The 21,595-nt window shown below is 35.4% G+C and carries 24 protein-coding genes and 5 pseudogenes; 13 read left to right on the plus strand and 16 right to left on the minus strand.

Annotated elements, in window-relative coordinates; genetic code table 11:
• The first annotated feature begins 4 nt into the window (after nucleotides 1–4).
• The 6 genes from HOO54_RS02910 (at nucleotide 5) to HOO54_RS02935 (ending at nucleotide 2,577) form a co-directional block, all read left to right on the plus strand.
• Nucleotides 5–493, plus strand: coding sequence for a hypothetical protein (locus HOO54_RS02910; protein WP_172292482.1), 489 nt, complete (start codon nucleotides 5–7; stop codon nucleotides 491–493).
• Entirely contained in the window at nucleotides 471–764 is a 294-nt protein-coding gene (locus HOO54_RS02915; protein ID WP_253907595.1) for a hypothetical protein, read from the plus strand. The genes HOO54_RS02910 and HOO54_RS02915 overlap by 23 nt, the downstream gene beginning before the upstream one ends.
• Before the next feature lie 2 nt (nucleotides 765–766).
• Nucleotides 767–952 (plus strand): hypothetical protein, encoded by a 186-nt coding sequence (locus HOO54_RS02920; RefSeq protein WP_172292484.1) that lies wholly within the window; start codon nucleotides 767–769, stop codon nucleotides 950–952.
• An 82-nt stretch (nucleotides 953–1,034) separates the two neighbouring features.
• The gene (locus HOO54_RS02925; RefSeq protein ID WP_172292486.1) at nucleotides 1,035–1,304 is read left to right on the plus strand and encodes a hemolysin XhlA family protein; all 270 of its coding nucleotides are present in this window, start codon (nucleotides 1,035–1,037) and stop codon (nucleotides 1,302–1,304) included.
• Nucleotides 1,305–1,322: 18 nt separating this feature from the next.
• Nucleotides 1,323–1,586, plus strand: coding sequence for a phage holin (locus HOO54_RS02930; RefSeq protein WP_172292489.1), 264 nt, complete (start codon nucleotides 1,323–1,325; stop codon nucleotides 1,584–1,586).
• A 61-nt stretch (nucleotides 1,587–1,647) separates the two neighbouring features.
• Nucleotides 1,648–2,577, plus strand: a complete 930-nt coding sequence (locus HOO54_RS02935; RefSeq protein ID WP_172292491.1) for a peptidoglycan-binding protein — start codon at nucleotides 1,648–1,650, stop codon at nucleotides 2,575–2,577.
• 143 nt (nucleotides 2,578–2,720) lie between these two features.
• On the opposite strand, the gene HOO54_RS02940 is transcribed toward HOO54_RS02935, so the two are convergent.
• Genes HOO54_RS02940 through HOO54_RS02955 form a run of 4 tightly spaced genes read right to left on the minus strand, consistent with a single transcriptional unit; the run spans nucleotide 2,721 to nucleotide 6,695 of the window.
• Complete coding sequence (locus HOO54_RS02940) at nucleotides 2,721–3,419, minus strand: SMI1/KNR4 family protein (RefSeq protein WP_172292493.1); 699 nt, start codon at nucleotides 3,417–3,419, stop codon at nucleotides 2,721–2,723.
• 6 nt (nucleotides 3,420–3,425) lie between these two features.
• Nucleotides 3,426–5,981, minus strand: coding sequence for an LXG domain-containing protein (locus HOO54_RS02945; protein ID WP_172292495.1), 2,556 nt, complete (start codon nucleotides 5,979–5,981; stop codon nucleotides 3,426–3,428).
• A complete protein-coding gene (locus tag HOO54_RS02950) occupies nucleotides 5,968–6,258 on the minus strand; it encodes a DUF5344 family protein (RefSeq protein WP_172292498.1) in 291 nt (96 codons plus the stop codon). Before HOO54_RS02950 ends, HOO54_RS02945 begins: the two co-directional genes overlap by 14 nt.
• On the minus strand, nucleotides 6,255–6,695 hold the full coding sequence (locus HOO54_RS02955; RefSeq protein WP_172292500.1) for a DUF5082 family protein: 441 nt from the start codon (nucleotides 6,693–6,695) through the stop codon (nucleotides 6,255–6,257). The genes HOO54_RS02950 and HOO54_RS02955 overlap by 4 nt, the downstream gene beginning before the upstream one ends.
• Nucleotides 6,696–6,979: 284 nt before the next feature.
• Between HOO54_RS02955 and HOO54_RS02960 the strand changes: the two genes are divergently transcribed.
• Entirely contained in the window at nucleotides 6,980–7,207 is a 228-nt protein-coding gene (locus tag HOO54_RS02960) for a hypothetical protein (protein ID WP_172292502.1), read from the plus strand.
• A 242-nt stretch (nucleotides 7,208–7,449) separates the two neighbouring features.
• Here the strand turns inward: HOO54_RS02960 and HOO54_RS25065 are convergent, their stop codons facing one another.
• Nucleotides 7,450–7,536, minus strand: a complete 87-nt coding sequence (locus HOO54_RS25065) for a putative holin-like toxin (RefSeq protein ID WP_375335818.1) — start codon at nucleotides 7,534–7,536, stop codon at nucleotides 7,450–7,452.
• 301 nt (nucleotides 7,537–7,837) lie between these two features.
• Here HOO54_RS25065 and HOO54_RS02965 point away from each other — a divergent pair, with 301 nt between their 5' ends.
• Both HOO54_RS02965 and rpsI read left to right on the plus strand, forming a co-directional pair.
• Nucleotides 7,838–8,461, plus strand: coding sequence for a ribonuclease H1 domain-containing protein (locus HOO54_RS02965; RefSeq protein ID WP_172292504.1), 624 nt, complete (start codon nucleotides 7,838–7,840; stop codon nucleotides 8,459–8,461).
• A 276-nt stretch (nucleotides 8,462–8,737) separates the two neighbouring features.
• Nucleotides 8,738–8,803: a 30S ribosomal protein S9 gene (gene rpsI / locus HOO54_RS25070; RefSeq protein ID WP_172299280.1), complete on the plus strand. Its 66-nt coding sequence runs from the start codon at nucleotides 8,738–8,740 to the stop codon at nucleotides 8,801–8,803.
• A gap of 267 nt (nucleotides 8,804–9,070) precedes the next feature.
• Here the strand turns inward: rpsI and HOO54_RS02975 are convergent.
• From HOO54_RS02975 to HOO54_RS02985, 4 genes and pseudogenes are all read right to left on the minus strand, one after another.
• Nucleotides 9,071–9,382, minus strand: a pseudogene (locus HOO54_RS02975) (IS21 family transposase); the annotation flags it as partial.
• A 92-nt stretch (nucleotides 9,383–9,474) separates the two neighbouring features.
• A complete protein-coding gene (locus HOO54_RS02980; protein WP_172292508.1) occupies nucleotides 9,475–9,708 on the minus strand; it encodes a hypothetical protein in 234 nt (77 codons plus the stop codon).
• A 15-nt stretch (nucleotides 9,709–9,723) separates the two neighbouring features.
• Entirely contained in the window at nucleotides 9,724–9,849 is a 126-nt protein-coding gene (locus HOO54_RS24655) for a hypothetical protein (protein ID WP_301539268.1), read from the minus strand.
• 98 nt (nucleotides 9,850–9,947) lie between these two features.
• Complete coding sequence (locus HOO54_RS02985; protein ID WP_172292510.1) at nucleotides 9,948–11,216, minus strand: MFS transporter; 1,269 nt, start codon at nucleotides 11,214–11,216, stop codon at nucleotides 9,948–9,950.
• Between the two features lie 231 nt (nucleotides 11,217–11,447).
• On the opposite strand from HOO54_RS02985, the gene HOO54_RS02990 reads away from it, so the two are divergent.
• Complete coding sequence (locus tag HOO54_RS02990; protein ID WP_172292512.1) at nucleotides 11,448–12,563, plus strand: RapH N-terminal domain-containing protein; 1,116 nt, start codon at nucleotides 11,448–11,450, stop codon at nucleotides 12,561–12,563.
• Between the two features lie 446 nt (nucleotides 12,564–13,009).
• Here HOO54_RS02990 and HOO54_RS02995 read toward each other — a convergent pair.
• Nucleotides 13,010–13,258: pseudogene (locus HOO54_RS02995) on the minus strand (transposase); the annotation flags it as partial.
• A 661-nt stretch (nucleotides 13,259–13,919) separates the two neighbouring features.
• On the opposite strand from HOO54_RS02995, the gene HOO54_RS03000 reads away from it, so the two are divergent.
• Together HOO54_RS03000 and HOO54_RS03005 are read left to right on the plus strand one after the other, a co-directional pair.
• A complete protein-coding gene (locus HOO54_RS03000) occupies nucleotides 13,920–14,903 on the plus strand; it encodes a sodium-dependent bicarbonate transport family permease (protein ID WP_172292514.1) in 984 nt (327 codons plus the stop codon).
• A gap of 221 nt (nucleotides 14,904–15,124) precedes the next feature.
• Entirely contained in the window at nucleotides 15,125–15,661 is a 537-nt protein-coding gene (locus tag HOO54_RS03005) for an SMI1/KNR4 family protein (protein WP_172292516.1), read from the plus strand.
• A gap of 381 nt (nucleotides 15,662–16,042) precedes the next feature.
• Here HOO54_RS03005 and HOO54_RS24020 read toward each other — a convergent pair.
• From HOO54_RS24020 to HOO54_RS03040, 6 genes and pseudogenes are all read right to left on the minus strand, one after another.
• Nucleotides 16,043–16,960 (minus strand): annotated as a pseudogene (locus HOO54_RS24020) (IS3 family transposase); the annotation flags it as partial.
• A 140-nt stretch (nucleotides 16,961–17,100) separates the two neighbouring features.
• Nucleotides 17,101–17,832 carry an ABC transporter permease gene (locus HOO54_RS03020; RefSeq protein WP_172292520.1) on the minus strand — a complete coding sequence of 244 codons (732 nt, stop codon included), beginning with the start codon at nucleotides 17,830–17,832 and terminating at the stop codon, nucleotides 17,101–17,103.
• Nucleotides 17,816–18,685 carry an ABC transporter ATP-binding protein gene (locus tag HOO54_RS03025; protein ID WP_172292522.1) on the minus strand — a complete coding sequence of 290 codons (870 nt, stop codon included), beginning with the start codon at nucleotides 18,683–18,685 and terminating at the stop codon, nucleotides 17,816–17,818. The genes HOO54_RS03020 and HOO54_RS03025 overlap by 17 nt, the downstream gene beginning before the upstream one ends.
• A 155-nt stretch (nucleotides 18,686–18,840) precedes the next feature.
• Nucleotides 18,841–19,037 (minus strand): annotated as a pseudogene (locus HOO54_RS03030) (IS110 family transposase); the annotation flags it as partial.
• 164 nt (nucleotides 19,038–19,201) lie between these two features.
• Nucleotides 19,202–19,567 (minus strand): DUF2178 domain-containing protein, encoded by a 366-nt coding sequence (locus tag HOO54_RS03035; protein WP_172292524.1) that lies wholly within the window; start codon nucleotides 19,565–19,567, stop codon nucleotides 19,202–19,204.
• Nucleotides 19,557–19,796, minus strand: coding sequence for a helix-turn-helix transcriptional regulator (locus tag HOO54_RS03040; RefSeq protein WP_172299284.1), 240 nt, complete (start codon nucleotides 19,794–19,796; stop codon nucleotides 19,557–19,559). The genes HOO54_RS03035 and HOO54_RS03040 overlap by 11 nt, the downstream gene beginning before the upstream one ends.
• Before the next feature lie 693 nt (nucleotides 19,797–20,489).
• Here HOO54_RS03040 and HOO54_RS03045 point away from each other — a divergent pair.
• A pseudogene (locus HOO54_RS03045) lies at nucleotides 20,490–21,407 on the plus strand (IS3 family transposase).
• Nucleotides 21,408–21,595: the final 188 nt, after the last annotated feature.

A 21,595-nucleotide genomic window follows, 5' to 3' on the forward strand; every position in this document is an offset into this window, starting at 1 on the left:
TTTTGTGGTTAATACGATTAATTTGAGAGGTCGTCAACTAAAAACTAAAGGCTTTAAAGCTGATTTAAACGGCAATCAGGTTGTTATTAGTAATTTTGATCTCACATTAGATGGCAGTACCCACAGTATGGAATCAGTAGGTTTTGACCTTAAAGGTGATAGTACAAAAAGGATTTTATATAAGCTCTACGTCATACAAGCTAACAATGAAAGCCTTACTTATCATTTGGCAAGGATTGAACTAGATGCGAACGGGTTTGACTTTTTCGCCCCTCCAGATAACGCCATATACTTGTTTTCAGAGATTTATGTTGAGAAAGATAACACAATTGCGGGAGTGATCTATAATTCGACCGATGAAGCACCATATTCAACAAATGAGGATCTCAAAAAGTTGCCTCCGCAATTTAACATCAGGATTGATGAAGGCATTTATGAAAGAGAGGATTCAAAAAAGGAGCGTGTAATTGATGTTCAAGATCCTAGAACCTGAGAACATTAAAATAGGCGAACTACAAGAAACTATTTATGAAAAGCTAACTAGGCAAAACATTACACTCCAAAGAGCAATGATTAGCCAGGTGTTAAGTGACGGCAACTCAACTCCCCCATATGAATTGTTTTGTGATTGCTGGGAAAATGGCACTGTAACAACAATCCAATTGAAAAAGGCGCTCTCCACTGGGTTGATTACCCAGAGTGATTATGACCAAATAACAGCATCCCCGCGCGGCGGTGCAATTCCAGATGAAACAGGTGAATGATAATGGAGACAAAGAAACCGACATATGAGGAATTAGAAGAACAACTTAGATTTATCCAGCTTAAATGTGAATCCTATAAACAAGAGCTTATGGCAGCTTACGACACATTGACTAATGTTCAAACAATGTATAAGCTCCAAAATGCAGATTTTGAAAAACTACAGGAAGAACAAAAGCTATTAAAATAAATTAAACCACAAGCGGCGAAATAGGCGGCTTTTTTATTTTGCCTCGAAAGGGGTGAAAGCAATGTAGAACGGAGGTTAGGGGATGTCACAAGCAAATGAAATAGATGTTTTTCAAAAAGAGATGACAGAGATGAAAGGTAATCATAAAGCCTTGGAGCAACGTGTCAGCACTCTGGAGAGGACAACGGATCGACACGATCAACAGATCATATCTATCAATGAAAAGCTTAACAAAATTGAAGAAAATACAACATGGATCAAGCGCAGCATCACGGGCGCAATCATTACAGCAATCAGCACCGGTGTAATCGGTGGAACGATCGCATTATTTTATAATCTCTTGCAGAAATAAGAAGGAGGAAAATATGATATGAAAAACGTTGACAAAGGCACAGTCATTCGGACGGTGCTTCTTTTTATTGCACTTATTAACCAAACTTTGATGATGTTCGGAAAGGGCGCTTTGCCAATCAGTGAAGATCAAGTCAATACGGTGGCGGATGCTTTGTATTTGGTCGGTTCTACAGTGTTTACGATCGTGACTTCAATTGTCGCTTGGTATAAAAACAATTATGTGACTAAGAAAGGTAAGCAACAAAAAGAAGTGTTAAAACAAAACGGATTAACAAAATGAGAGGGCTGCCGGTTGGCAGTCTCTTTTAATTGTAAAAATTAAAAAATAGAGGTGTTTCACAATGGCGGTATCATTACAAGCATTGATTGATCGTTCTGTTCGGAATATGGGTTCGGGAATCCATCCAGTTGTGAAAGAAACAGCAATCGAAGTCATCAAAAGATCTTATAAAGAGGGTATTTATGTGCAGATGACATCTGGCTATCGTTCTTTTGCGGAACAAAATAAGCTGTATGCGAAAGGACGTACTGCGCCAGGGAAGATTGTGACTCATGCTAGAGCTGGACAATCCAATCACAATTACGGTTTAGCAGTCGATTATGTTTTATTATCCTCAGATGGCAAAACAGCAATCTGGACTGTTAATTCCAAATGGAAAAGAGTCGCTCAAATTGCAAAGGCTTTAGGATTTGCATGGGGAGGGGACTGGAACAGCTTTAAAGACTATCCGCATTTAGAGATGATAGGCGGTTTAACTTTGAGCCAATTACAAGCTGGTAAACGTCCAGTCCTCGTATCAAAAGTCAACAACGCAACACCTGCCATTCCTAAACCAACTAAAAAGAAGTCATCAACAAAGAAATCATCTTCCAGTGGTGGTCGTGCGATTGTTAGAACCATTCAGAGTACCTTGAATAAACGATATAAGCTCAATATTAAAGTAGATGGTTATCAAGGACCTGAAACATATAAAGCTTTGCTTAAGGGCTTCCAGACCGAATTAAATAAGCAATTTCATGCAGGTCTTGTCGTAGACGGAGAGTGGGGACCGAAAACTCGTGCGGCTGTCGTAAATGTTCGCAAGGGAGCAAAAGGAAATCTCACTTGGATTCTTCAAGCGTTGTTGATCTGTAAGGGATATGATGTGAATGGGCTTGATTCTATCTTTGGTCATGGACTTGAGAAGGCTGTAAGAGCTTTTCAAAAAGCAAATGGTCTGGCTGTGGATGGGATCGCTGGGAGAGCTACTTGGACAAGGTTGTTTGCATGAAAAAGACCCTCTGTGAAGAGGGTTCTTATATTGTTGTTTTGACATAACTTTCATGAGTTATTGATTTTGACTAACTTCAATAAAATTATTTTGTGAATGGTATGCAAAAAAATATTGCTGTTTCTAAATTCTACATGTATTTTTTAATTGTCTTGAAGCCCTATTACAATCCATTCATCTACAATATCCCAGAAATTCAAATTATATTCAGGTTCATCATTGGTAAACCACAATGTCGCTACATCATCTATACAGTTATTTAAATCTATAGCAACATATCCTCCCATGCCATTTTCAAAAAAACCATATGTTGAAGCCATATTAATTCCTAAAGGTTCTTCTAACTCTTCAAGTATTCCCCATTCATGATCCTCAAAATGAGTAATGCGTTCTATTGGTACAAGTCCCATAGCTCTGCTTGGCAAATAATAAAAACCATTGTGTAACTTTTCATAGAACTCCTTAATAGATTCTGGAACATTTGACCAAACTTGTTGCATTTCTGAAGTATAAATAGAATCAGTCGGTATACCACCTTCATAATAAAGAATTTCGTTGTTTTCACTCTTTACGCTGTATAGTACTGCATATTGTCCGTTATCTATAATTAGTTCAAATTCTAATAAATTCTCTTTCAAGTATGATATAGTATTACTTAATTCTTTTTCACACACACTATTCCATAAAGTTATTAATTTATTTTTCTTTCTTGTTTTATCTGTTTCTTTAAATATCTCAATCCATTTTTCGGGCATTTTTTCCTTTTCAATATTGAGTAAGTCTCTGTTAGATACAAACTCTATACTTTTTCTATATTGTTTTAAAAAAGATAATTTATCCATCCGAAATCACTCCTTTTTATTTATCCTATTAAATTCATCTATCATCTTTTGGATCTTAATTTCTAGTTCTTTTTCTTTTACTATCATTTTTTTTCTAAATACAGGATTTACCGGAATATTTCCAATTTTGTAGATGTCCCAATCCACATATGATTTTGGCCCCTTAGATTTATTAGCTGTTTCACTAAGGCCTATAAAATTCTCTACAAAATTGGCAATTTCCTTCTGTTGATTGTAAGTTAGTGTCTCAAAACCTTCCATACGAGCAATTCTCTCTAGAGAAACAATATGGTCTGCATGCAGTTTTTTATCAATTATTAATCCAGGTAAGGCAAAATCCTCAGATCCAATAATGTCATCAATATTTTTGTTTACTTCTTTTTGTATTTTAGAAGATGGTGATGCTCTTCTTAATCTACGATATGTCTCATCGGAAATTTTCCTTTCGCCATATCTTACACCTTTCGTAATGTTTTTACCCGCACCCTTGGCACCTTTACCAACATCTTCCCCTAGCTCATGCTTCTTCGGCTTAGAAGACTCATGAGGATGCTTGCCAGAAACGGTTCCAGCATCTTTATCAGACTCGTGAGGCTTATCAACCTTGTGAACTGACTCATGTGGTTTTGATTTTGGTTTATGCGGAGTTTTGGGATCACCGTCACCATGCTTGCCTTTTTGAACATTTTTGCCTTCGTGTTTTTCGGTCACTTTTCCAGTGCTTTTGGTTGCTTCTTTTTTCCTCTTAACCTTAAGAAACGGCTCGTTTGACTTTGGTTGTGAAGATCCATTAGGACGCTTAACAGAACCATTTCCAACGCCTTTTTCCTCTGCTGCAAAGAATTGTAAATCTAACTTTAGAGTCCCTTTATTACGAGAAAACTTCTTCTTGATAAATTGAATAAAATCATGTCCAAGTTTTTTTAAATTAAGAGCATTTATTGGGAGACGCCCTAAAGCTCCTAATCTAAGTTTTTCGACTAAAGGATTTGTCAAAACTTTCTTCAAAGCTTTCTTCAAAACTTTCACCGGTACTTTAATCACTTTTTCTAATGCTATTTTACCGGACTTTCTAGACGCAGCCAATCCTTTTTTTCCAAGCTTTTTAGATGCATCTATCCCTTTTTTAGCGAATTTCTTGGGTGCTTCTGCAACTTCGGCTCCAATCTTTCCTGCTTTACCTAGTTTGCCCGCCTGTGCTGCAGTTTTTACTTTACTGACACCTTTATCGCCTGCAAGCGACGTTCCAACCATAGCCAAAGCACTACCTATCCATTTACCTCGGCTTTCGGCATCGCCATTGATTACGTCGCGTTGAAAAGATTCTGCAATTGCGTTTAATACATATTTAGTAGAATCTATAGGATGAGCTACGAAGTTAGCGATGCTCTCCAAAGTCTGTACAGGATGTGTTGCTGATTCCCAAGTGTCCTTAACTCCGTTTATAACCGTTTCTCTCATGCCTTCGACTGCTGCATAACACCCTCTCCTAAGTTCAACATCCGTTTTAATCAGCTTATAATAAATTTTTTGCTCCAGAGTAAGGTTTTCATAACCAATGTCTTCGACCATATCATAATACCTTTCGGTCACCACTAGAAACTTTAGGTCTGTTGGTTGATATTCCTTAAGTTCTTCCTTAAGTTCTTCCTTTAGTTTCTCCATTCTCTGCTTTTTCTTAATGAATGTAATGCGTTTCTGTTGTTGAGGTGTGAGGTTCTCTTCCCCAATCTCTGTCGCAATTTCAAGAAATTCATCATCATCTGAAACACTTTTGAGTTTTATCTGTAGTTTTTCGATTCTCTCTTTTTCTTTCTCTACTGCTAATTGGTGTTCTTTATATTTGATTTTTGCCCATTTAAATAGTTCGAGCGCTTTTGATGTTTGATAAACTTTACTTGCATGAAACTTCTTCAAACTAAAATTCATCGGTTCAGAGCTTTTTCCATTGCTTGTGGCGTCTATCAATCCTTTATATTTATCTTGCACAACATCTTCCATAGTTTCTGACTGTTGGTAATCAGCCGTTAGAGAATGATCAAGTTCGTTGACAGCATCGATCGTGTCTGTCCGTGTTTTTTGTGCCTTGGACATTCTCTCATGATAGTTTTTTTCGGTCCACTTATCCAAATGTATAATATCTTTGATGCTGTCGATAATGCCGTCCATTTCTGATTTGAGTGAAGCAACAACTTGATCAGCTGTTTTATCGGCAGTGTCGAGATCCTGACTTAAAAAAGATAATTCTACGTATAAGTCTTCCAACTTTTTATTTTTAACCGCATAAGAGAGTAATTCAAAGAAAACAATTCTTTCTTTTGCAAGTAGTAACCAGCTGTCCACAATTTCAGCTTGTCCACTAAAGAAATTTTTCATGTTTGTTGCGGCTTTCCCTTGAAAATCGTCTAATTTTGTCATTCGAAGAAAAGCATCTTTTAGGGTTTGAAGCTGTTCTTCAAAACTTTCATATTGCTTTTTTCGTTTGTCTGCAGCATCAATTAAAGAGTTTGCTTCATATACTTTATTTGAGCTGTCTTTTTTGGGTTTTTTATTTGAACTCATCTATGATCCTCCCAATGGCTTTTCTAGCAAGTTCAAGATCCTTTTCTTTCAGTAAGTTGCAGTTGTTTTTTACATCTTTGATATTTTTATGAACGTTTTTTTTGTATTCATCAAGCATGTTATAAGTCTTTTGTTCTCGGCTTTTGAAACTAGCTGTAAAGGATAAATCATTTTTGCCACAAGAACCCGGATGCTCTGCCAGTTGCAAAGCTTCTAGGGCCTGTTCGACAGTTTTGAGTTCTTTTATGAAAGTATCTTGTACAAACTTAATTGTCATTTAGATCGTTCCCCTAATAATTTATGAATTGAGTTTATGGTCTTGGACAGTTCATCCTGCTTTTTTTCCCCTTGATTCAGTAGATCATCTGCAGCCTTGGCTAATACTCCTACTCCTTCAAGGAAAGCTTTTTCAGCCTTCAAAGATCTAATTTCTTCCTCAATTTTGGAGATATAATCTAAGTACCCTTCATTTACAATATCGTGCATGGATGTATGCGCTTGATCGCGGTCCTTGTCAAAGTCAGTGGCAGAGTCTCCGATCCAGTGCTTGTCTAGATGGGGTTTTAAAATTTTTCTAATATGGGAGATTCCTTTTTCATGTTCTCCCTCAATTTTTTTCTTTGTTGCTTTTAATTTTTGAATTTGGTGTTCTGCATGATGTATACCTTGCTTCGTCATGCTGTTAATACCACTCACAATAGTTCCGTAATTCATTTGTTTCACCTCAACATAAGGGATTATACAGATTTAACCACTGAATTTTTTACCATACCTTTAATCATAAAAAAGAAGAGAAGGGAGTGAAATGGTCGTTTAGAACTGTTTTTTATAGGTAACTGCTTTCATAGTTATTAAAATAGTCCTATTTTTTCTGATGATCACCTTGAATAATAGGGGTTGAAGAAAATCACAAAACACAAAACGAACAAACATTCGTATTATGATTGTATCAGGAACACACGTTCTGGTAAAATGAAATAATAAAGGAGGAGAAACACATGGATACGATGTTAAAACGTTCATTAAAAGAAAAGACAGTTTTAGATATGATTTATATGAGAAGAGACGGTCGAATTTCAAAAAGGTCAATCATTGTTCATCAAATCAATGAAGGTTTTATTCGAGCGTATTGTTTTAAGAGCCGACAACCAAAGACGTTTACAATTGAAAATATCCTCGCTGTTTTTCCTGCGGTTCAGAAAAAAGTTGTTTGGAGAGTTTCTTAGGAGCAGGGGATCACTTACTTGTAAAGTTGATTTTGGCGGGCTATCTCATTGCAAAAAAACGTTTTTTGCATTATCATAAAGACATAATTAGGATTATCTTCTAAAGAAATTGCATAAAATAAAAAAGACCCGACTGCTGGTAACAGTCGAGTCAGCGTATACAAAGCAGACCCTACAAGAGTCTGACTCCAGGATCAATAAAACACATGACCTCCCTAAAGGTTTGTCGGCTCAAGGGAGGTCTACTTCTTTCTAATGTATGTCAACAATGCTAGGATAAACATCCCGAACAATAACATCAAAGATATACTCTGAAATGTTGACATCATTAGCTTCACCCCCTTTCATAGGGAGTGAGCCAGACCACCCTTGAGGGAGCCGAACTTTATATACAAAGAATATTTTACCACATCACTCCAAATTGCTGAGAGTGCTTTTTTTATTGACTTTAGGAAAATGTTGATGGGAAGTATACAATTCTTCGTGAAACTTACATAATTTGAATTAATAAAAATTGGATTTGAGGAAAAATAGAAGCCTGTTGAAAAACACCTGAAAGTTCTAGAAAATAACCCTGTTCTCCATTTTGATGATATATTAGATAAGATATTACTATGAAGGGGAAGTATCATGGCTAAGAGATTTTATGTAGTGAGAAGAGGACATGAAACTGGGGTTTTTACTACTTGGGATGAATGTATGAAAGCTGTGAGTTGTTATAGTAAGCCTGAATTTAAGAGTTTTGCAAGCATGGAAGAAGCCCAAATTTTTCTTGATGAATGTGATGAAAAAGAGAAAACACAACCAAAACCAACTGCAAAAGTTGAAAAAGAAAACACAGTTGTTACCTATATAGGCGGAAGCTATAAAAAACAGCCAAAAAAGTATTCCTATGGTTTATTACTGATCTTACCTGATGGTAAACAGATTAAAGGTTTCGGTAGTGATAATGAGGAAGAAGCTCTCGCTTCGCACACTGTCGCTGGTAAATTATTAGGCACAGTGGTTGCGATTGACAAAGCGATAGAATTAAAATTTAAAAATATTTATATTATTCATGATTATGAAGGGATTACAAAATGGGCTAATGGAGAGTGGAAAACAGTCTCCTTTGTGGCAAAACAATATAAAGAGTTTATTGATAAGAAAAAAGAAAAGATTAATATCACATTTGAATTGGATAAAGGTTATTCAAACAATGAATATATCAATGTAGTTGATGCCCTGGCTAAAAAAGCATTAAATATCATGTAGTAATGAACGAAAATGATAAAAATTATGGCGGGGTGATGGTCACCGCTATACTGGTTGTAGCAATATTAAGAGGATTAAATTCAATGGGTATTGGGGAGCATCTACGAAGATAGGCTTCCTATGTTATCAATTAATTATGAAGGTCATTTTAGATCTTCTTGACCACATTTTGACCATTTTTCTTATATTGCCTCTGATTTTCTCAAATTTTATAAAGGAATAAATATAGAGAAAATTAATGCGGGATTATGTAGGATTTGGTAATATCCATTAAACATAGAAGAACGTAAAAAATACGGTCTTAAAGGCGCTCGTCGTGCACCACAGTTCTCTAAACGTTAATTTATATACGTTTCAAAGGCTCTTTTCACTTTTGTGGAAAGGGTCTTTTTTATGCTGGATAACCATGAACACCACAAAACTATTTCAATGGGGCAGGTATTGCAGCTAAGCGTTATGCCTTGGACCTGGGCTGTCCTGAAAGTCGTGTGGATGAATAAAAATTGGGGAGTTTGCTCGTTTTCCGAGTCTACTTCATCGTGTGCTTGATTGTTCGGCGTAAGAGATTTCTCCTTCTCCTGCTTACAGATAATCTAATCGAATATCCGTCAGCTGTTTGACTGCTTCTAACACACGATCTAACTGATTTGTTTCTTTGACGTAATGGAGTAACTCTATGAATTCTTTCTCTTTTCCTATATAATGATTCATGTATAAGTTTTTTATGTGTGATGGTGCCTGCTTAAAGCATTGGCTTTGAGCGATGGCGCCCTTTTTTCTTTGGAAGGTATTCAGATAATGATAAATATTCATTTCCCATTGGTGAAGCCCCCAATTACGGATATGTTCTGCAATCAACTGCCCATCGTGAAACAACTTGATGCTTCCAGCTCCTATTTTTGCTTTAATATATTTTCCTACCTATTTTAAAGGCCTTTTTTTCTCCATAGCGATCATCATTTGTTATTTGAACAATATCTCCAAGGTAGATATTCTTATCCCTCACGACTTTTTCAGGTACAAATGCTTCTGTTCCTTATCGAAGCAATAGCTCCTCCCCTTAACTGGCACTCCCTAACTTCATAATTTTTAGGATTGTCGAGTAAACCTTTTTCGGTATTTTGTCCACAATTTTCTAAAGTTGTTGCTCCTTCTTTTTGGGGAGGATTAATATAGTAGTCTATGTATTTTTTTCTCTTTACTTCTTCTCCTTCACTGTTTATTTTTTGCTTGTTTTCCTTTATCAACTCTGGTAAAACAATTTATTTCACCAATAGCTCAAAATACTGTATCACATATGCTTTTGTATTTGACAAGTTTTTAAGACTCAAGTCTTTAATGGTCTGTTCTAGTTCTTTTTTGATTTCTTTTAAAATTGATTCTCTCATCATTTTTAGTCCTTTCAATTTTTTTAGAACAAACAAAATTGTAACAGCTACATAATCTAAAAGTCCAAATAATAAAAGCCCTGTTGGGCTTTTAGGTGTTATAGATTGGCACTTGCGTTTTTTTCTTTAATAAGATCGGACTCTTGAGCTTTAGCAAGTTGTGTGAACAGCAAGATTCCAACACCAGCAATAAGTTGAATTAAACCACCAATTGCAATCACCTTTCCTGATCCTATTGCTTCTGCTGCATATCCGCAGATCACTGAACCTAATGGAAGTGCAAGATTTCCAATCATATTGATGACAGCAAACACTTGTGGCTGATCATCTCCATCTACAGACAATTGGATAATCGTATGTTCAGGAACATTAATTGCGCTTACTGCTGCCCCAAATGCAAAGGCAGCCAGGAATACAAGCGGTAACATTGTAAATAGACCAGTGATAACGTAAGATGCACCTTCAATCATTCCGGCTGTTATAAAAAGAAGTCCATATCTGTTGATCTTCACTTTAGCCAGGATAAATCCAAGTGTAAATGCACCAATAGCTGTTGTAGCCCTCAGGAGCGAATGGGTAAACGGTGTACCATTTAAGTCTTCTGAAACATAAATTGCGGATAATGCTTCCCATGGGGCTGCTGCTAAATTCATAAAAATACAATAGATGGCCAAAGGAAATAAAATTCTATGATGTCTCACTAAAGAAAACCCTCTTTTTAATTTTGCTATGTATGTGCCTCTTTGATTGGCATTGTCATGCTCAGTAGATGGCTGATCAGCTTGATACTTAATACAAAGAACCAAAATTCCAGAAATGATATAGAGTGTGAAGGAAATGATCATGATTGGTGCTGGACCAATTAAAGTAAGAAGGCCTCCACACAGTGTAACAATTCCAAGCTTTACAATTTCAGAGGAAGACTGTATGATCGCATTTGCTTTTTGCATGAAGTCATCGTGGACAATTTGCGGAATCAGAGTAATTGACGCAGGGTTATATGTCGCACCTGTTGCTGAATGAATAATCATAAGTCCGATAATAAACCACATTGGTGAAAACCCGTTAAAATAACTAATTGGTATTGAGAGTACAATTAATGCCCTTGTTAAGTCAGAAAAGTACATCCAAAACTTTAAAGTGCTTCTTTTCATTAAAGGACCTGTCACCGGTGCTATCAATGCTTCTGGAAGAAAGGTGACAGCAATTAATAAAGCAGTGCCAAGTGCTCCTTTTCCACTAAAAATCAAAAACCACAGAATCGAGTAAAATGCAAAGCTGTCAGCCGAAACCTTGATGAGTCTAGAGAAAAAAAGAAATGTGAAATTCTTATTCCAAACAGTTAATGCGCTATTTAATTTTCCCATAAACCAAAGTCCACTCCCTACTCGATAATACAATATTTAGGTAACATGAATAATTTTAACATAAAACTAATAAAATGGTTCAAACTTTTTTGAGAATACAGTTGTCCTCTTGTTTACAATTCGGTGTCACGCAAACTTCTCCTAAAAAAATTTTTTCGCTTTGTTTTTGGAATATTTGTGCTATTATTTAACATAAAAAGGTTGTTCTTAAAAAGAAAGGAATGAGGGGTCTTGAAAGTCATACCATCTTCTATTGTGGGAATGAAAATTAATGAGTGGTATAACAAGATTCAAAAATTAGACGTTATAGAAGCAGAACGGCTTAAAGAGGAAGTTTGTCAAGAAATAGATAACATGGAAGAAGATCAGGACACGCTGTTGTATTATCAGTTAATGGGATTCAGGCATCAATTAATGTTGGACTATCTGTTTCCAAAAGAAAAAAAAATGTCCCTTGCGGATTATCTTAGAGAGATAGAAGGACAGGGAAGAAAATTTTCTGGATTATTAGAGTATTATTTTTCTTTCTTTTCGGGAATGTATTATTTTTCAGAAGGAAAATACTTAACAGCGATTCGATCTTATAGACTGGCAGAAAAAAGATTATCAAAAATTTCAGATAAAATTGAAAAAGCAGAATTTTATTTCAAGATGGGTGAAGTATTTTATCATATGAAGCAAACACATATGTCCATGTATTACATATCTCTGGCATATGAAATTTATAAAGAGCAGGCTACCTACAAAGTTCGTTGTATTCAATGTCATTTTGTGATTGCAGGAAATTATGATGATTTACATATCCATGATAAGGCTTTGCCTCATTTACATAAAGCTTTGGCTCTTTCTCAAGAAATTGACAACTGGCCTATGATCACAAAATCACTGATCAATATGGCACACAGTTATCAATGCATTGGAAGCTTTCAGGCTACCCCTTATTTTCTTGAGGCTATTAAAGCAGCAGAAAAAACAGGATCAAACGATATTACATTTGCTTACTATGGTTTGGCTTTAATAAATTTTATTGATGATAAAAAAAACGCAGCAAAGAAATGGATTAAACAGGCTATAGATAGTGCTCAGAAGTTTGATGATGGTTTATCATTAATTTTGTTAAATTTTTTAGAGGTATTGTTTATCAAGCAAGGAGATAGGTCAGAAGTGTTGGAATCTCTAGAACCACTTAGAAATGGTCAGGGTTATCCTTATTTAGAAGAACTAGCTTTTGTGGCTTCAGAATTTTATACTAAGAATAAGCGTCCTGATGACTCTGTGTTTTTTTTAAAGCAGATGATGGAGGCTCAAAATCAAATTCGAAGGGGTGAGTTTCAGTATGAAATTTAAAAGTTTTATTTCAGCTGTGTGTATTTTGGGAATTTTGACGATAGGGATAGGCGAATTTTTTCAAACAGATTATAGTGACATGCACGTTGCAACACGAAATCGTACTTAATTAAAGATAACTAAAAGTCAGCATAGGGGTAGATCAATGAGATCTGCCCTTTTTTTGTTGAAATAGAATAGGTTTGGAGTTGTTTTCATGGTTTAAAATCATTGTTGGGGTCACCCAAAGGGTCTGCTCTCAGTCGTAAGTCAGCCAAAAACGCTGACTAACTCTCTGAGGCATCTGGCTCCCCTCTAAAATGGTCGATAACATGCAGTTGTAACCTGGTGCTATGTTCCTGACCTATTTTTTAACGAGTGTCCCATGAACGGAAAAACAAAAACCATCAAGACAATTAGAAAGGTTCCCGACAAGTCCGGTCGCATTTCTGCAATTGGAATTAGTCCGGTTCAAATGAACCATCACGATCACGGGGTACAGCAATCTCAACTTCTCCAGCAGTCGTTTTGACCAACTTTTTCCCATACCCGTTTCTTCTATTGCTTGTTTCTTTTTCTCCTTTGTCATTTGATTCATAGCCCAAATGGTGATTCAGCTCACCTTTTAACATATACTCAAACATCGGACCAAATATGTCCTTTAATGCATGTTGCATATCCTCCTCTACAGACTTAGGTTGATACTGTTCAATCATCTTGTTAGCTCATTCTACGGAGGCAGGATCTCTTTTCAATTTCCCCATCGAAAATACTCCTTTAGCTTTAGACGTATCATTCTAGCAAATAAAAAAACTGTGTGAGTAAGAAACCGTACGCTTTTCTCACTTACACAGTTTAGTTTACACTCCCCATGGATAGATGATTTTGTTTCATAATAATAAAAGACTTCAGCCGATTTGTAATAAAATTTAGCCTTTTCATTTTTATCTGAACCTTTCGCTAACTTTTTTTCTGCTTCTCTGTAGGATTTAATAGCTGTTATGTATTTTCCTTCTGAAAAATAGTATCTCCCCGAAAATAAAGAAAAATAATATGCTAACAATCAAGAAAATTTTCTTCCTTTTCCCGCTATCACTCTAAGATATTCAGCACTTGTCGGAGGTCAAGCTGTCTAGCTGTTTCGAATATTTTAAATCCTTTTTGGGCATATATTTTGAATTCATAGCTTTGTCACTTTAATATGTTCAAACACTCCTCTTTTTGCTGGATTTATTCATTCTAGTGGAACATTAGTGGAGAGTAATGCATAAAAAATACATACTGCTCTTTTTTCACAAACAAATAACCCGAATAACAGAATGACCTATGGATATCATAATGAAATAAATATACTTTTTCTTAAAAGGAGAAAACTAAATGGGGCTAGTTTTAGAAATAGTATACATAAACCTTTTGTCTCCGTTAATTTTGTTCTTTATCCTTGGTATAATCGCAACATTGGTGAATTCGGACCTTAAAGTTCCAGAGGCTTTTTATACGGGTTACACGATGATTATTTTATTTACCATTGGTATTAAAGGTGGAACCAAACTTAAACACGCTTCAATAGGAGATATGTTTGTGGTGATTTTAAGTGCTTTGTTTTTAAGTTTTCTCATGTTAACCATTTCTTATCTTCTTATAAAAAAGGTGTTCAAATTTGATACTCCGAACTCGCTAGCTTTGGCTGCTCATTATGGTTCAGTGAGTGCAGTAACATTTGTTGCAGGATTATCTTTTTTAGATAAAATGGAAGTCCAATATGAGGACTATATGCCAGCTATTCTTGTTATTATGGAAGGGCCAGCCATCATCACTGCAATTATACTGTATAAAATTTTCACACAAAAAAAAGAAGGATATTTAACATCAGGTTTGACTGAAGTTGTAAAGGAAGCCTTTTTTGGAAAAAGCATTTTCCTTTTAATTGGGGGGATCTTCATTGGTTTGATAGCTCATGAGGATGGACTACTTATGATTAAGCCGCTTTTCGGTGATTTGTTCTATGGTGTTCTCAGTATTTTTTTACTTCATATGGGAATGGTAGCGACACAACGAATTAGAGATTTGAAAGGCATACAATGGTATTCCTTTGCTTATGTATTCATTCTTCCTATCATTGGTGGGATTATTGGTATTCTTGTTGGTGATTTTATTGGATTATCGCTTGGGGGAACTTTTATTTTGGGTGTATTAACTGCGAGTTCGTCCTACATTGCAGCACCAGCAGCTATCGAACATTCTATACTTGAAGCAAACTCTGGAGTGTATGTTGGTTCTTCTTTAGGTCTAACACTGCCCTTTAATCTTATTTTCGGTATTCCTTTTTACTTTTGGGTTTCAAGTCTAATGGTAGGCTAAATTGAGGAAAATAGATCCTGATTTTGTGATTTCTCTAGAAGATAACTTCCTCTCTTTGGTTGTATTTCAAAAGGGCATTAATGTCATTAAATATTGAGTAAGATGGATCTTCTAATGACCGTGCTTGTTGTACTAACGGCACAATTTGTTTAATATAAAAATTGGTAGTGTAGCTCATTTTATAAAAAAAATCAAAGTGATTTTGAAAGGAACTTAACTCTATGACTTATTTTTCTGGTTTTAATTTTGATAATTTTTGGGATGACAGTGAGTATGCAAAAAAGAATTACGTTTCTGATCATCCTTCAAATGAAATGATAATTAAAATTGAAAGTGATTTAGGATATAGGTTGCCAAAATCTTATATCTGGTTAATGAAAAGACATAATGGGGGAATTCCTATAAATACTTGTTTTCCTACCACCGCACCAACATCTTGGGCAGAAGACCATATAGCTATATCAGGTATATTTGGTATTGGCTATGAGAGAAGTTGCTCATTAGGTGGGGAATTTGGGAGTGAATTTTGGATTGAGGAGTGGGACTATCCAAATATCGGAGTAGCTATATCAGATTGCCCTTCAGCAGGACATGATATGATTTTTTTGGATTATAGAGAATGTGGTCCTAATGGTGAGCCTTGTGTGGTACACATTGACCAAGAAAACGACTATGAAATGACATGGTTAGCTAATAATTTTGAAAGCTTCATTAAAGGATTAGTAAATGATGATGTCTATGATTATAGTGAAGAGTAAAAATATACGATTTACAAATGGTTAAAATTAAGATTAGTAAAAATGTAGATTTAGAACAAGTATTATAACTATTTTACCTATCTTAGTAAATTCCTTTGGCATGAGAGCACCTCCTTGAGTCTAAAATGAGTCTAAAATCGACATTAATCAAGAAACATTATAGCAATGTATATATAGAATGGTAAATAGCACGAAGAAATGGGGAAAAAATAAGAGAAAACTAAGTGTTCTCCACAAAAAATAGGGGAAAAAATATTTAAGATGACAACAGGAGAAAAAAACAGGAAAAATTCACGAAGAAATGGAGAAAAAAACAGAAATCCATATTTTGTGGATTTCTGCTATGTAAGAATGCCGTGTTTAGGATCCCCCAGTTCAAACAACTTTATTATCATACGGACAGCCTTTCATACTTAGTGATCGCTTGATGTTAAACGTTTTTAGCGCTTCATCAATGACCTGGTTTTTAAACTCTTTTCCTCTGTCAGTATGGAATAGTTGAATATGATGCAAGTTCCCCTTTATGGACGATAGGGCCCGATAAACGAGTAACGCATCTTTATTCTCACCTGTACTAAATCTAATCATTTCTCGATTATAGAGATCAACAAATGCACATATGTAATGCCATTTTTTCTGCACCCTTACATACGTTAGATCACTGACCATGACGGTCAACTCTTTTTCTTGTGTAAATTCACGATTCAACTCATTTGCTTGTGTACTGTCATTTGGTTTTTCTTTATGTGGCTTGAACTGAGCCACAGTATAAGCTGAAATAAGACCTTGTTCATTCAATTATTCTGCCGATGCGACGACGAGAAACGATTTTCCCATGCTTTTTTAGCTCATGTTTGATCTTTCTTGCACAGTAATTTTGCCGGCTTTGATGAAAGATTTCAACGATGTCAGAGGTAACATCATCTTCATTCTTTCGTTCTTTGCTTCGTAATAATACGTACTTCTAGGGAGTTGTAGGACCCTGCAAATTGCTGATATCGAGTATTTGTGCTGGTTGTTCTTGATCACATTTACTTTCGTCCTCGTATCAGCGCAGCTTGCTTTAAAATATCATTCTCCATCTCTAATTGCTTAGTACGCTTTCTAAGATCCCTAGACTCTTTCTGTTCGGGGCTGAGATTCTCCTTTTCTTTGAAGGAACCAGAGGTTTTGCTTTGATTCACCCCGCTTATCAAGGGAAGAAGGGGTTAAATCATATTCTCGAATGATATCTTTACGAGGCTTTCCATTTTATGATAGTTGCACGATCTGTTGCTTAAATTCTTCGGTAAAAGTCAGACGCCTTTTTTTTAGTCATGTAGATCCACCTCTTAACAGATATGGTATAGTTAATTCTACTTGACCTTAAAATTTCTGTCTAACAAAGTGTAACCGATCCAAGCGTCAGTTCGTACTCTTTTAAAACTTTACAAACAATCTTATATTTCAATTTTTTTGCTTTTTTTAAGACCAAGTACAAAAAGTACAAGTAAGGTAAAACAACCAATGATGTACTGTAGAAGCGAAAGCGGGTTTGAGCCAACCATAACTGGATAGTAGTAACCAGGGAAATTTTCGATTAAGCCTGAAATAAATTCGTTTTGAGTATTTCCTAAAACATTATGCAAAATATTTGGAAAAAAAAGCAACATTGCTGTCAAAATGCCATAAACAGCACCGCTTCGAACACCATATAATAATAAAATATATCCGAACAAGAAATAAGTCAGCACTAGAAGAAAGACATTACCAGAGAAACCTAAAAAGAAGGAAGCTTTCAATTCTCCAGGCACTCCAAGTTGTTTTGTAACTAGAAGTAAACCTATTCCCAATGCTAAATAAAGTAAACTCACAAGTAGTGCAATTACGACATTGGCCAACACATAGTTTTTTCTGTTTTGTTTTGAGTTGTTAATCAATGTGATTGTCTTAGAAGAGTAATCCCTATTGACAAAATAAAGTGGGTGTAATACCGCCGCCAACATCCCTAACATACAATAAAAATTGGAGACATGTTTAATGTTAAACGGCGTAGGCGTATTTGCTGTTAAGATAAAGTAACTTACGAGTAATGCTGGTCCGAAAGCTCCTAACAATCCAACAGCCAAATGGCCTTTTTTCAATAGTTCTATTATATTGTAATTAACATAATTTTTAATATTTAGTATCATGGTCTTCACCCCTTAATTTGTTCATATAGACATTGCGAAGCGTTTTCTTCTCAGCAGTAAAATCAATTAACCTTAGTCCCAACTGATTTAAAAACTGGAATATCTCAGTATTTTCTGCCGTCGTTTCAATTTGAATGGTTCTTTCGCTTGAGTGAATAATACTTCCGAACTTTTGATTCTCGATGAATGTTGCTAAGTCAGCAGGAGTATCAAAAACCAATTTTAGAATATATTGACTTGTCTTGTGAAATTGTTGTTCTTCGGAAATAGTGCCTTTTTCTAAAAACAAAACTCGATCACAGATTGTTTCAATATCTTCTAGCTTATGGCTTGAAATCAAGACACCGACATTCCACTCATTAGCCATCTTTCTTAATTGCTGTAATACTTCGAGGGATGTTTCTATATCCATACTGTTTGTTGGTTCATCCAATACAACGTAACTTGGCTTATTCAATAAACTTATGACAATCCCCAATTTCTGCCGCATTCCTAAAGAATATTCTTTCACCTTTTTATTCAATACATCAAATAATTGCAGACCCTTTAGAAGTTCTTCGTATTCACCAAGATTGAATTTATATCCATATATTTTCGAGAAATAGAACAGATGCGCTAATCCGGTCTTATTACTATATAGTTTGGGTTCCTCAATTAAGTATCCGACATGATGATTGTCTTCAACAGATCCATCGAATGTCTGAATTGTTTGAGCAATGATCTTCATAAGTGTACTTTTTCCAGCACCGTTACTTCCAATTAAACCAATGATTTCACCTTGTTTAAAATCAAAAGATACCCCTTTTAAAACGACAGAGTGACTATATTTCTTGGTAATTGAATTAACATGCATTTCCCAATCAATCCTCCCTCAATAAAGTTTGTTTTTCTTCCAAATACTCACGCATTCTCATGATTTCATATTTATCGTTGACACACCAATATTACTGGATATCGTTTAATGGTTTTGATTACGACCTTCTGTGGTCATCAGTTGTAATTTGATGCCTCGGCATAAACGCCATCTAAGAGGTTTGATACGGAGTATCGCTCATCCTTCGTATCATTCTTGGTGGGGGAATTGACATCTAGTTCTTTACTTTTCTTTACATGCATTGGATTTACCACGACAAAATCGCAGCCTTTTTTACTAAAAAATATGCAAGACTAAACCAGTAATGGCCAGTCGGCACTACACCAAGAACTTGTCATTTTCTTTTCGAAGTCTTTCTGCATTTTTGAAAGCCATGTTTTCGACTTTCAAAGATGAATCCTCCTTGGTTCCTTAAATTAAGGGTCCATTTTTGCTTCAAAGCTTTGGACACTTCGTATGATACCAAGGAGCTCTTTTTTTGTTCAGCCCTCAACTTCAGTTTAAAAAATCTTTTTTATATCGAATGGCTAGATAGATTCCTGAAGCGATGAATGCAAAAGAATATTTATATAGGAAGAAAATTTGCCACATATATTCTTTGGGGAAAATCATGTCGCACACAACTATTCCACTTAACATAAAGAGGGAACTTTTTAAAGATATTTCATTTGTTCTTTCGTCAGCCTTACCCATTTTTTTTCGAAATACCCATGTCAAAATCCCTCCGCCTATAAACAATACAAAACCGATACCAAGAAGCATATTCCAATTACCTTGTGATTCTTCCGCCCAAGTTTTTAAGGGATAAAAGATTGTGTCTGATATTTCTGATGCTATTTCTCCTATAGGCTTATAGTTCATTCATATCACCACCTTCTAAATAAGTAAATATATCGTTAACATCAACTTTGAAGAAATTTGCAATACGAAAAGCTAATAGTAACGAAGGAACATAATTTCCTTTTTCCATTACGAAAATTGTTTGTTTAGAAACACCGACTTTGTCAGCCAGCTCTTGCTGAGACATTCTGGCAAGCACGCGATATTCATAAACCTTATTTGATATCGAATCACCAAAATCTCCCTTCATCATCATCACCTCTTTAAAATAAGTGTAAATTAAATATTTATAAAAGTAAAGTAAACTTATATAAAGTTATAATATACTTTATGAAAAAGAGGTTGTCCTGATGACAATTTTTTAGCCTTTATGCTCCAATGGGGCGCGATTGTGAAAGAACAAAAACCTAATTCCTTGTTCAAAGAAAGTGGAATTTGATCTTTTTATCTTCAATATTATAATTATTTCTCTACTGTAAATTAGGAAAAGCATAAAGAAGTGAGTTGGATAAAAACGTCTTTTGACGATGTGAATCTTAGCTTGATAGACATACCTGGATCAGATTTGAGAAGAGCATCATTTCAATGAATACGAACAAACGTTTACTTGAGGAGCACTTCTATATTGTTCAATACACTTAAATCATGGATGCACAATCCCATCCTAAGGCAAACAAAAACGAGAGCATATGTAAATAGAAACGACTAAAGGTTTATAAAAATAAATAGGAGAATCTTAAATGAAAAAATATCCGTATATTACATGCACTCTTCCAATCAAAGCAAATAAAGATATACATGGAGTTGCAAAAATAATATAATTGTTAGTTCAATTATGCTGATTATCGAATATCGTTGTTTCCTTTGATTTCCTTATGATGTTAGTCTAATAATTGGACACAGAGAATAGAGATTTTTATACTGAAACTAATAATTTCTAGGAGTGTCCAAAGTGAACGGAAAAAGATACGATAAAGACTTTAAAATCTTTGCTGTTAAGATGGTTGTGGAAGATGGAAGAAAGGTAGCTGAAGTTGCACGAGAGCTAGATTTAGTTCATCAAACCTTGCATAAGTGGGTGGATAAGTATAAGGAAGAGCAGGAGGATGCCTTTGTAGGAAGTGGGAATCTTAATCCCAAGGATCAAGCTAATTATGAAAAAGATAAACGTATTCGTGACTTGGAAGAGGAAGTTTCCATTTTAAAAAAGGCTATGGGCATCTTCGCAAAAAACCAGAAGTAATTTATGACTTCATCGAAAAACACCGACACGAGTTCCGTGTAGCGAAGATGTGCGAAGTATTAGGTGTTTGGAAAAGTGGTTATTATGACTGGAGGAATCGAGATAAGAGTGAGCAGAAAAAGCGTAGAGAAAAGCTAACAGCCGAAGTGAAGCGTGTTTATATGGAGTCCAAGAGAAGGTTGGTTGTATTTAGCTACGATCATGGACTTATTTTCAAGGAGAATCATCGGTTGGGAAATGAGTAGACGTATGACGAAGGAATTGACCATTACAGCTTTGAAACGGGCGATAAACCAGCAGCCACCACAGAAAGGGCTTATTCACCATTCCGATCGAGGTAGTCAATACGCAGCGTATGACTATCAAGCAGTTCTACGAGACTATAAGGTTACGACAAGTATGAGCAGAAAAGGTAACGGTTACGATAATGCATGTATTGAATCTTTTCACAGTGTGATCAAGAAGGAGCTCATATTCCATCAGAAGTATCAAACACGAGCAGAAGCAAAAAGAAGCATATTTGCCTATATCATGACTTTTTACAACTACAAACGTATTCATTCATCTATTGGTTATTTATCACCGATAGCTTATGAGAAAAAGTATGCGCAAAAGTGAATGCAACTGATAGAGTAGAAGTTTAGTTACCTCTTAATAGAAGGAATGGGAGAATGCCGTTCCTTCTATTAAGAGGACAGCAAGCGAAGCGCGGTAGCCTTGACAATAATTTAATATTTTAAGTGTCCAATATCTTGACATAGGTCCACTTACTATGAACCGCTAGAAGGAGAATTTTATCATCAGTA

Origin of the sequence: Bacillus sp. WMMC1349 (assembly GCF_013155385.1) — a bacterium.
Taxonomy (GTDB): Bacteria; Bacillota; Bacilli; order Bacillales; family Bacillaceae; genus Bacillus.

What these genes read in the sequence shown, in the direction of transcription:
- HOO54_RS02915 (WP_253907595.1), top strand. Translation starts at nt 471, where the DNA reads ATGTTCAAGATCCTAGAACCTGAGAACATTAAAATAGGCGAACTACAA.
- HOO54_RS02920 (WP_172292484.1), top strand. Translation starts at nt 767, where the DNA reads ATGGAGACAAAGAAACCGACATATGAGGAATTAGAAGAACAACTTAGA.
- HOO54_RS02925 (WP_172292486.1), top strand. Translation starts at nt 1,035, where the DNA reads ATGTCACAAGCAAATGAAATAGATGTTTTTCAAAAAGAGATGACAGAG.
- HOO54_RS02930 (WP_172292489.1), top strand. Translation starts at nt 1,323, where the DNA reads ATGAAAAACGTTGACAAAGGCACAGTCATTCGGACGGTGCTTCTTTTT.
- HOO54_RS02935 (WP_172292491.1), top strand. Translation starts at nt 1,648, where the DNA reads ATGGCGGTATCATTACAAGCATTGATTGATCGTTCTGTTCGGAATATG.
- HOO54_RS02940 (WP_172292493.1), bottom strand. Translation starts at nt 3,419, where the DNA reads ATGGATAAATTATCTTTTTTAAAACAATATAGAAAAAGTATAGAGTTT.
- HOO54_RS02945 (WP_172292495.1), bottom strand. Translation starts at nt 5,981, where the DNA reads ATGAGTTCAAATAAAAAACCCAAAAAAGACAGCTCAAATAAAGTATAT.
- HOO54_RS02950 (WP_172292498.1), bottom strand. Translation starts at nt 6,258, where the DNA reads ATGACAATTAAGTTTGTACAAGATACTTTCATAAAAGAACTCAAAACT.
- HOO54_RS02955 (WP_172292500.1), bottom strand. Translation starts at nt 6,695, where the DNA reads ATGAATTACGGAACTATTGTGAGTGGTATTAACAGCATGACGAAGCAA.
- HOO54_RS02960 (WP_172292502.1), top strand. Translation starts at nt 6,980, where the DNA reads ATGGATACGATGTTAAAACGTTCATTAAAAGAAAAGACAGTTTTAGAT.
- HOO54_RS25065 (WP_375335818.1), bottom strand. Translation starts at nt 7,536, where the DNA reads ATGATGTCAACATTTCAGAGTATATCTTTGATGTTATTGTTCGGGATG.
- HOO54_RS02965 (WP_172292504.1), top strand. Translation starts at nt 7,838, where the DNA reads ATGGCTAAGAGATTTTATGTAGTGAGAAGAGGACATGAAACTGGGGTT.
- HOO54_RS24655 (WP_301539268.1), bottom strand. Translation starts at nt 9,849, where the DNA reads ATGAGAGAATCAATTTTAAAAGAAATCAAAAAAGAACTAGAACAGACC.
- HOO54_RS02985 (WP_172292510.1), bottom strand. Translation starts at nt 11,216, where the DNA reads ATGGGAAAATTAAATAGCGCATTAACTGTTTGGAATAAGAATTTCACA.
- HOO54_RS03000 (WP_172292514.1), top strand. Translation starts at nt 13,920, where the DNA reads ATGGGGCTAGTTTTAGAAATAGTATACATAAACCTTTTGTCTCCGTTA.
- HOO54_RS03005 (WP_172292516.1), top strand. Translation starts at nt 15,125, where the DNA reads ATGACTTATTTTTCTGGTTTTAATTTTGATAATTTTTGGGATGACAGT.
- HOO54_RS03020 (WP_172292520.1), bottom strand. Translation starts at nt 17,832, where the DNA reads ATGATACTAAATATTAAAAATTATGTTAATTACAATATAATAGAACTA.
- HOO54_RS03025 (WP_172292522.1), bottom strand. Translation starts at nt 18,685, where the DNA reads ATGCATGTTAATTCAATTACCAAGAAATATAGTCACTCTGTCGTTTTA.
- HOO54_RS03035 (WP_172292524.1), bottom strand. Translation starts at nt 19,567, where the DNA reads ATGAACTATAAGCCTATAGGAGAAATAGCATCAGAAATATCAGACACA.
- HOO54_RS03040 (WP_172299284.1), bottom strand. Translation starts at nt 19,796, where the DNA reads ATGAAGGGAGATTTTGGTGATTCGATATCAAATAAGGTTTATGAATAT.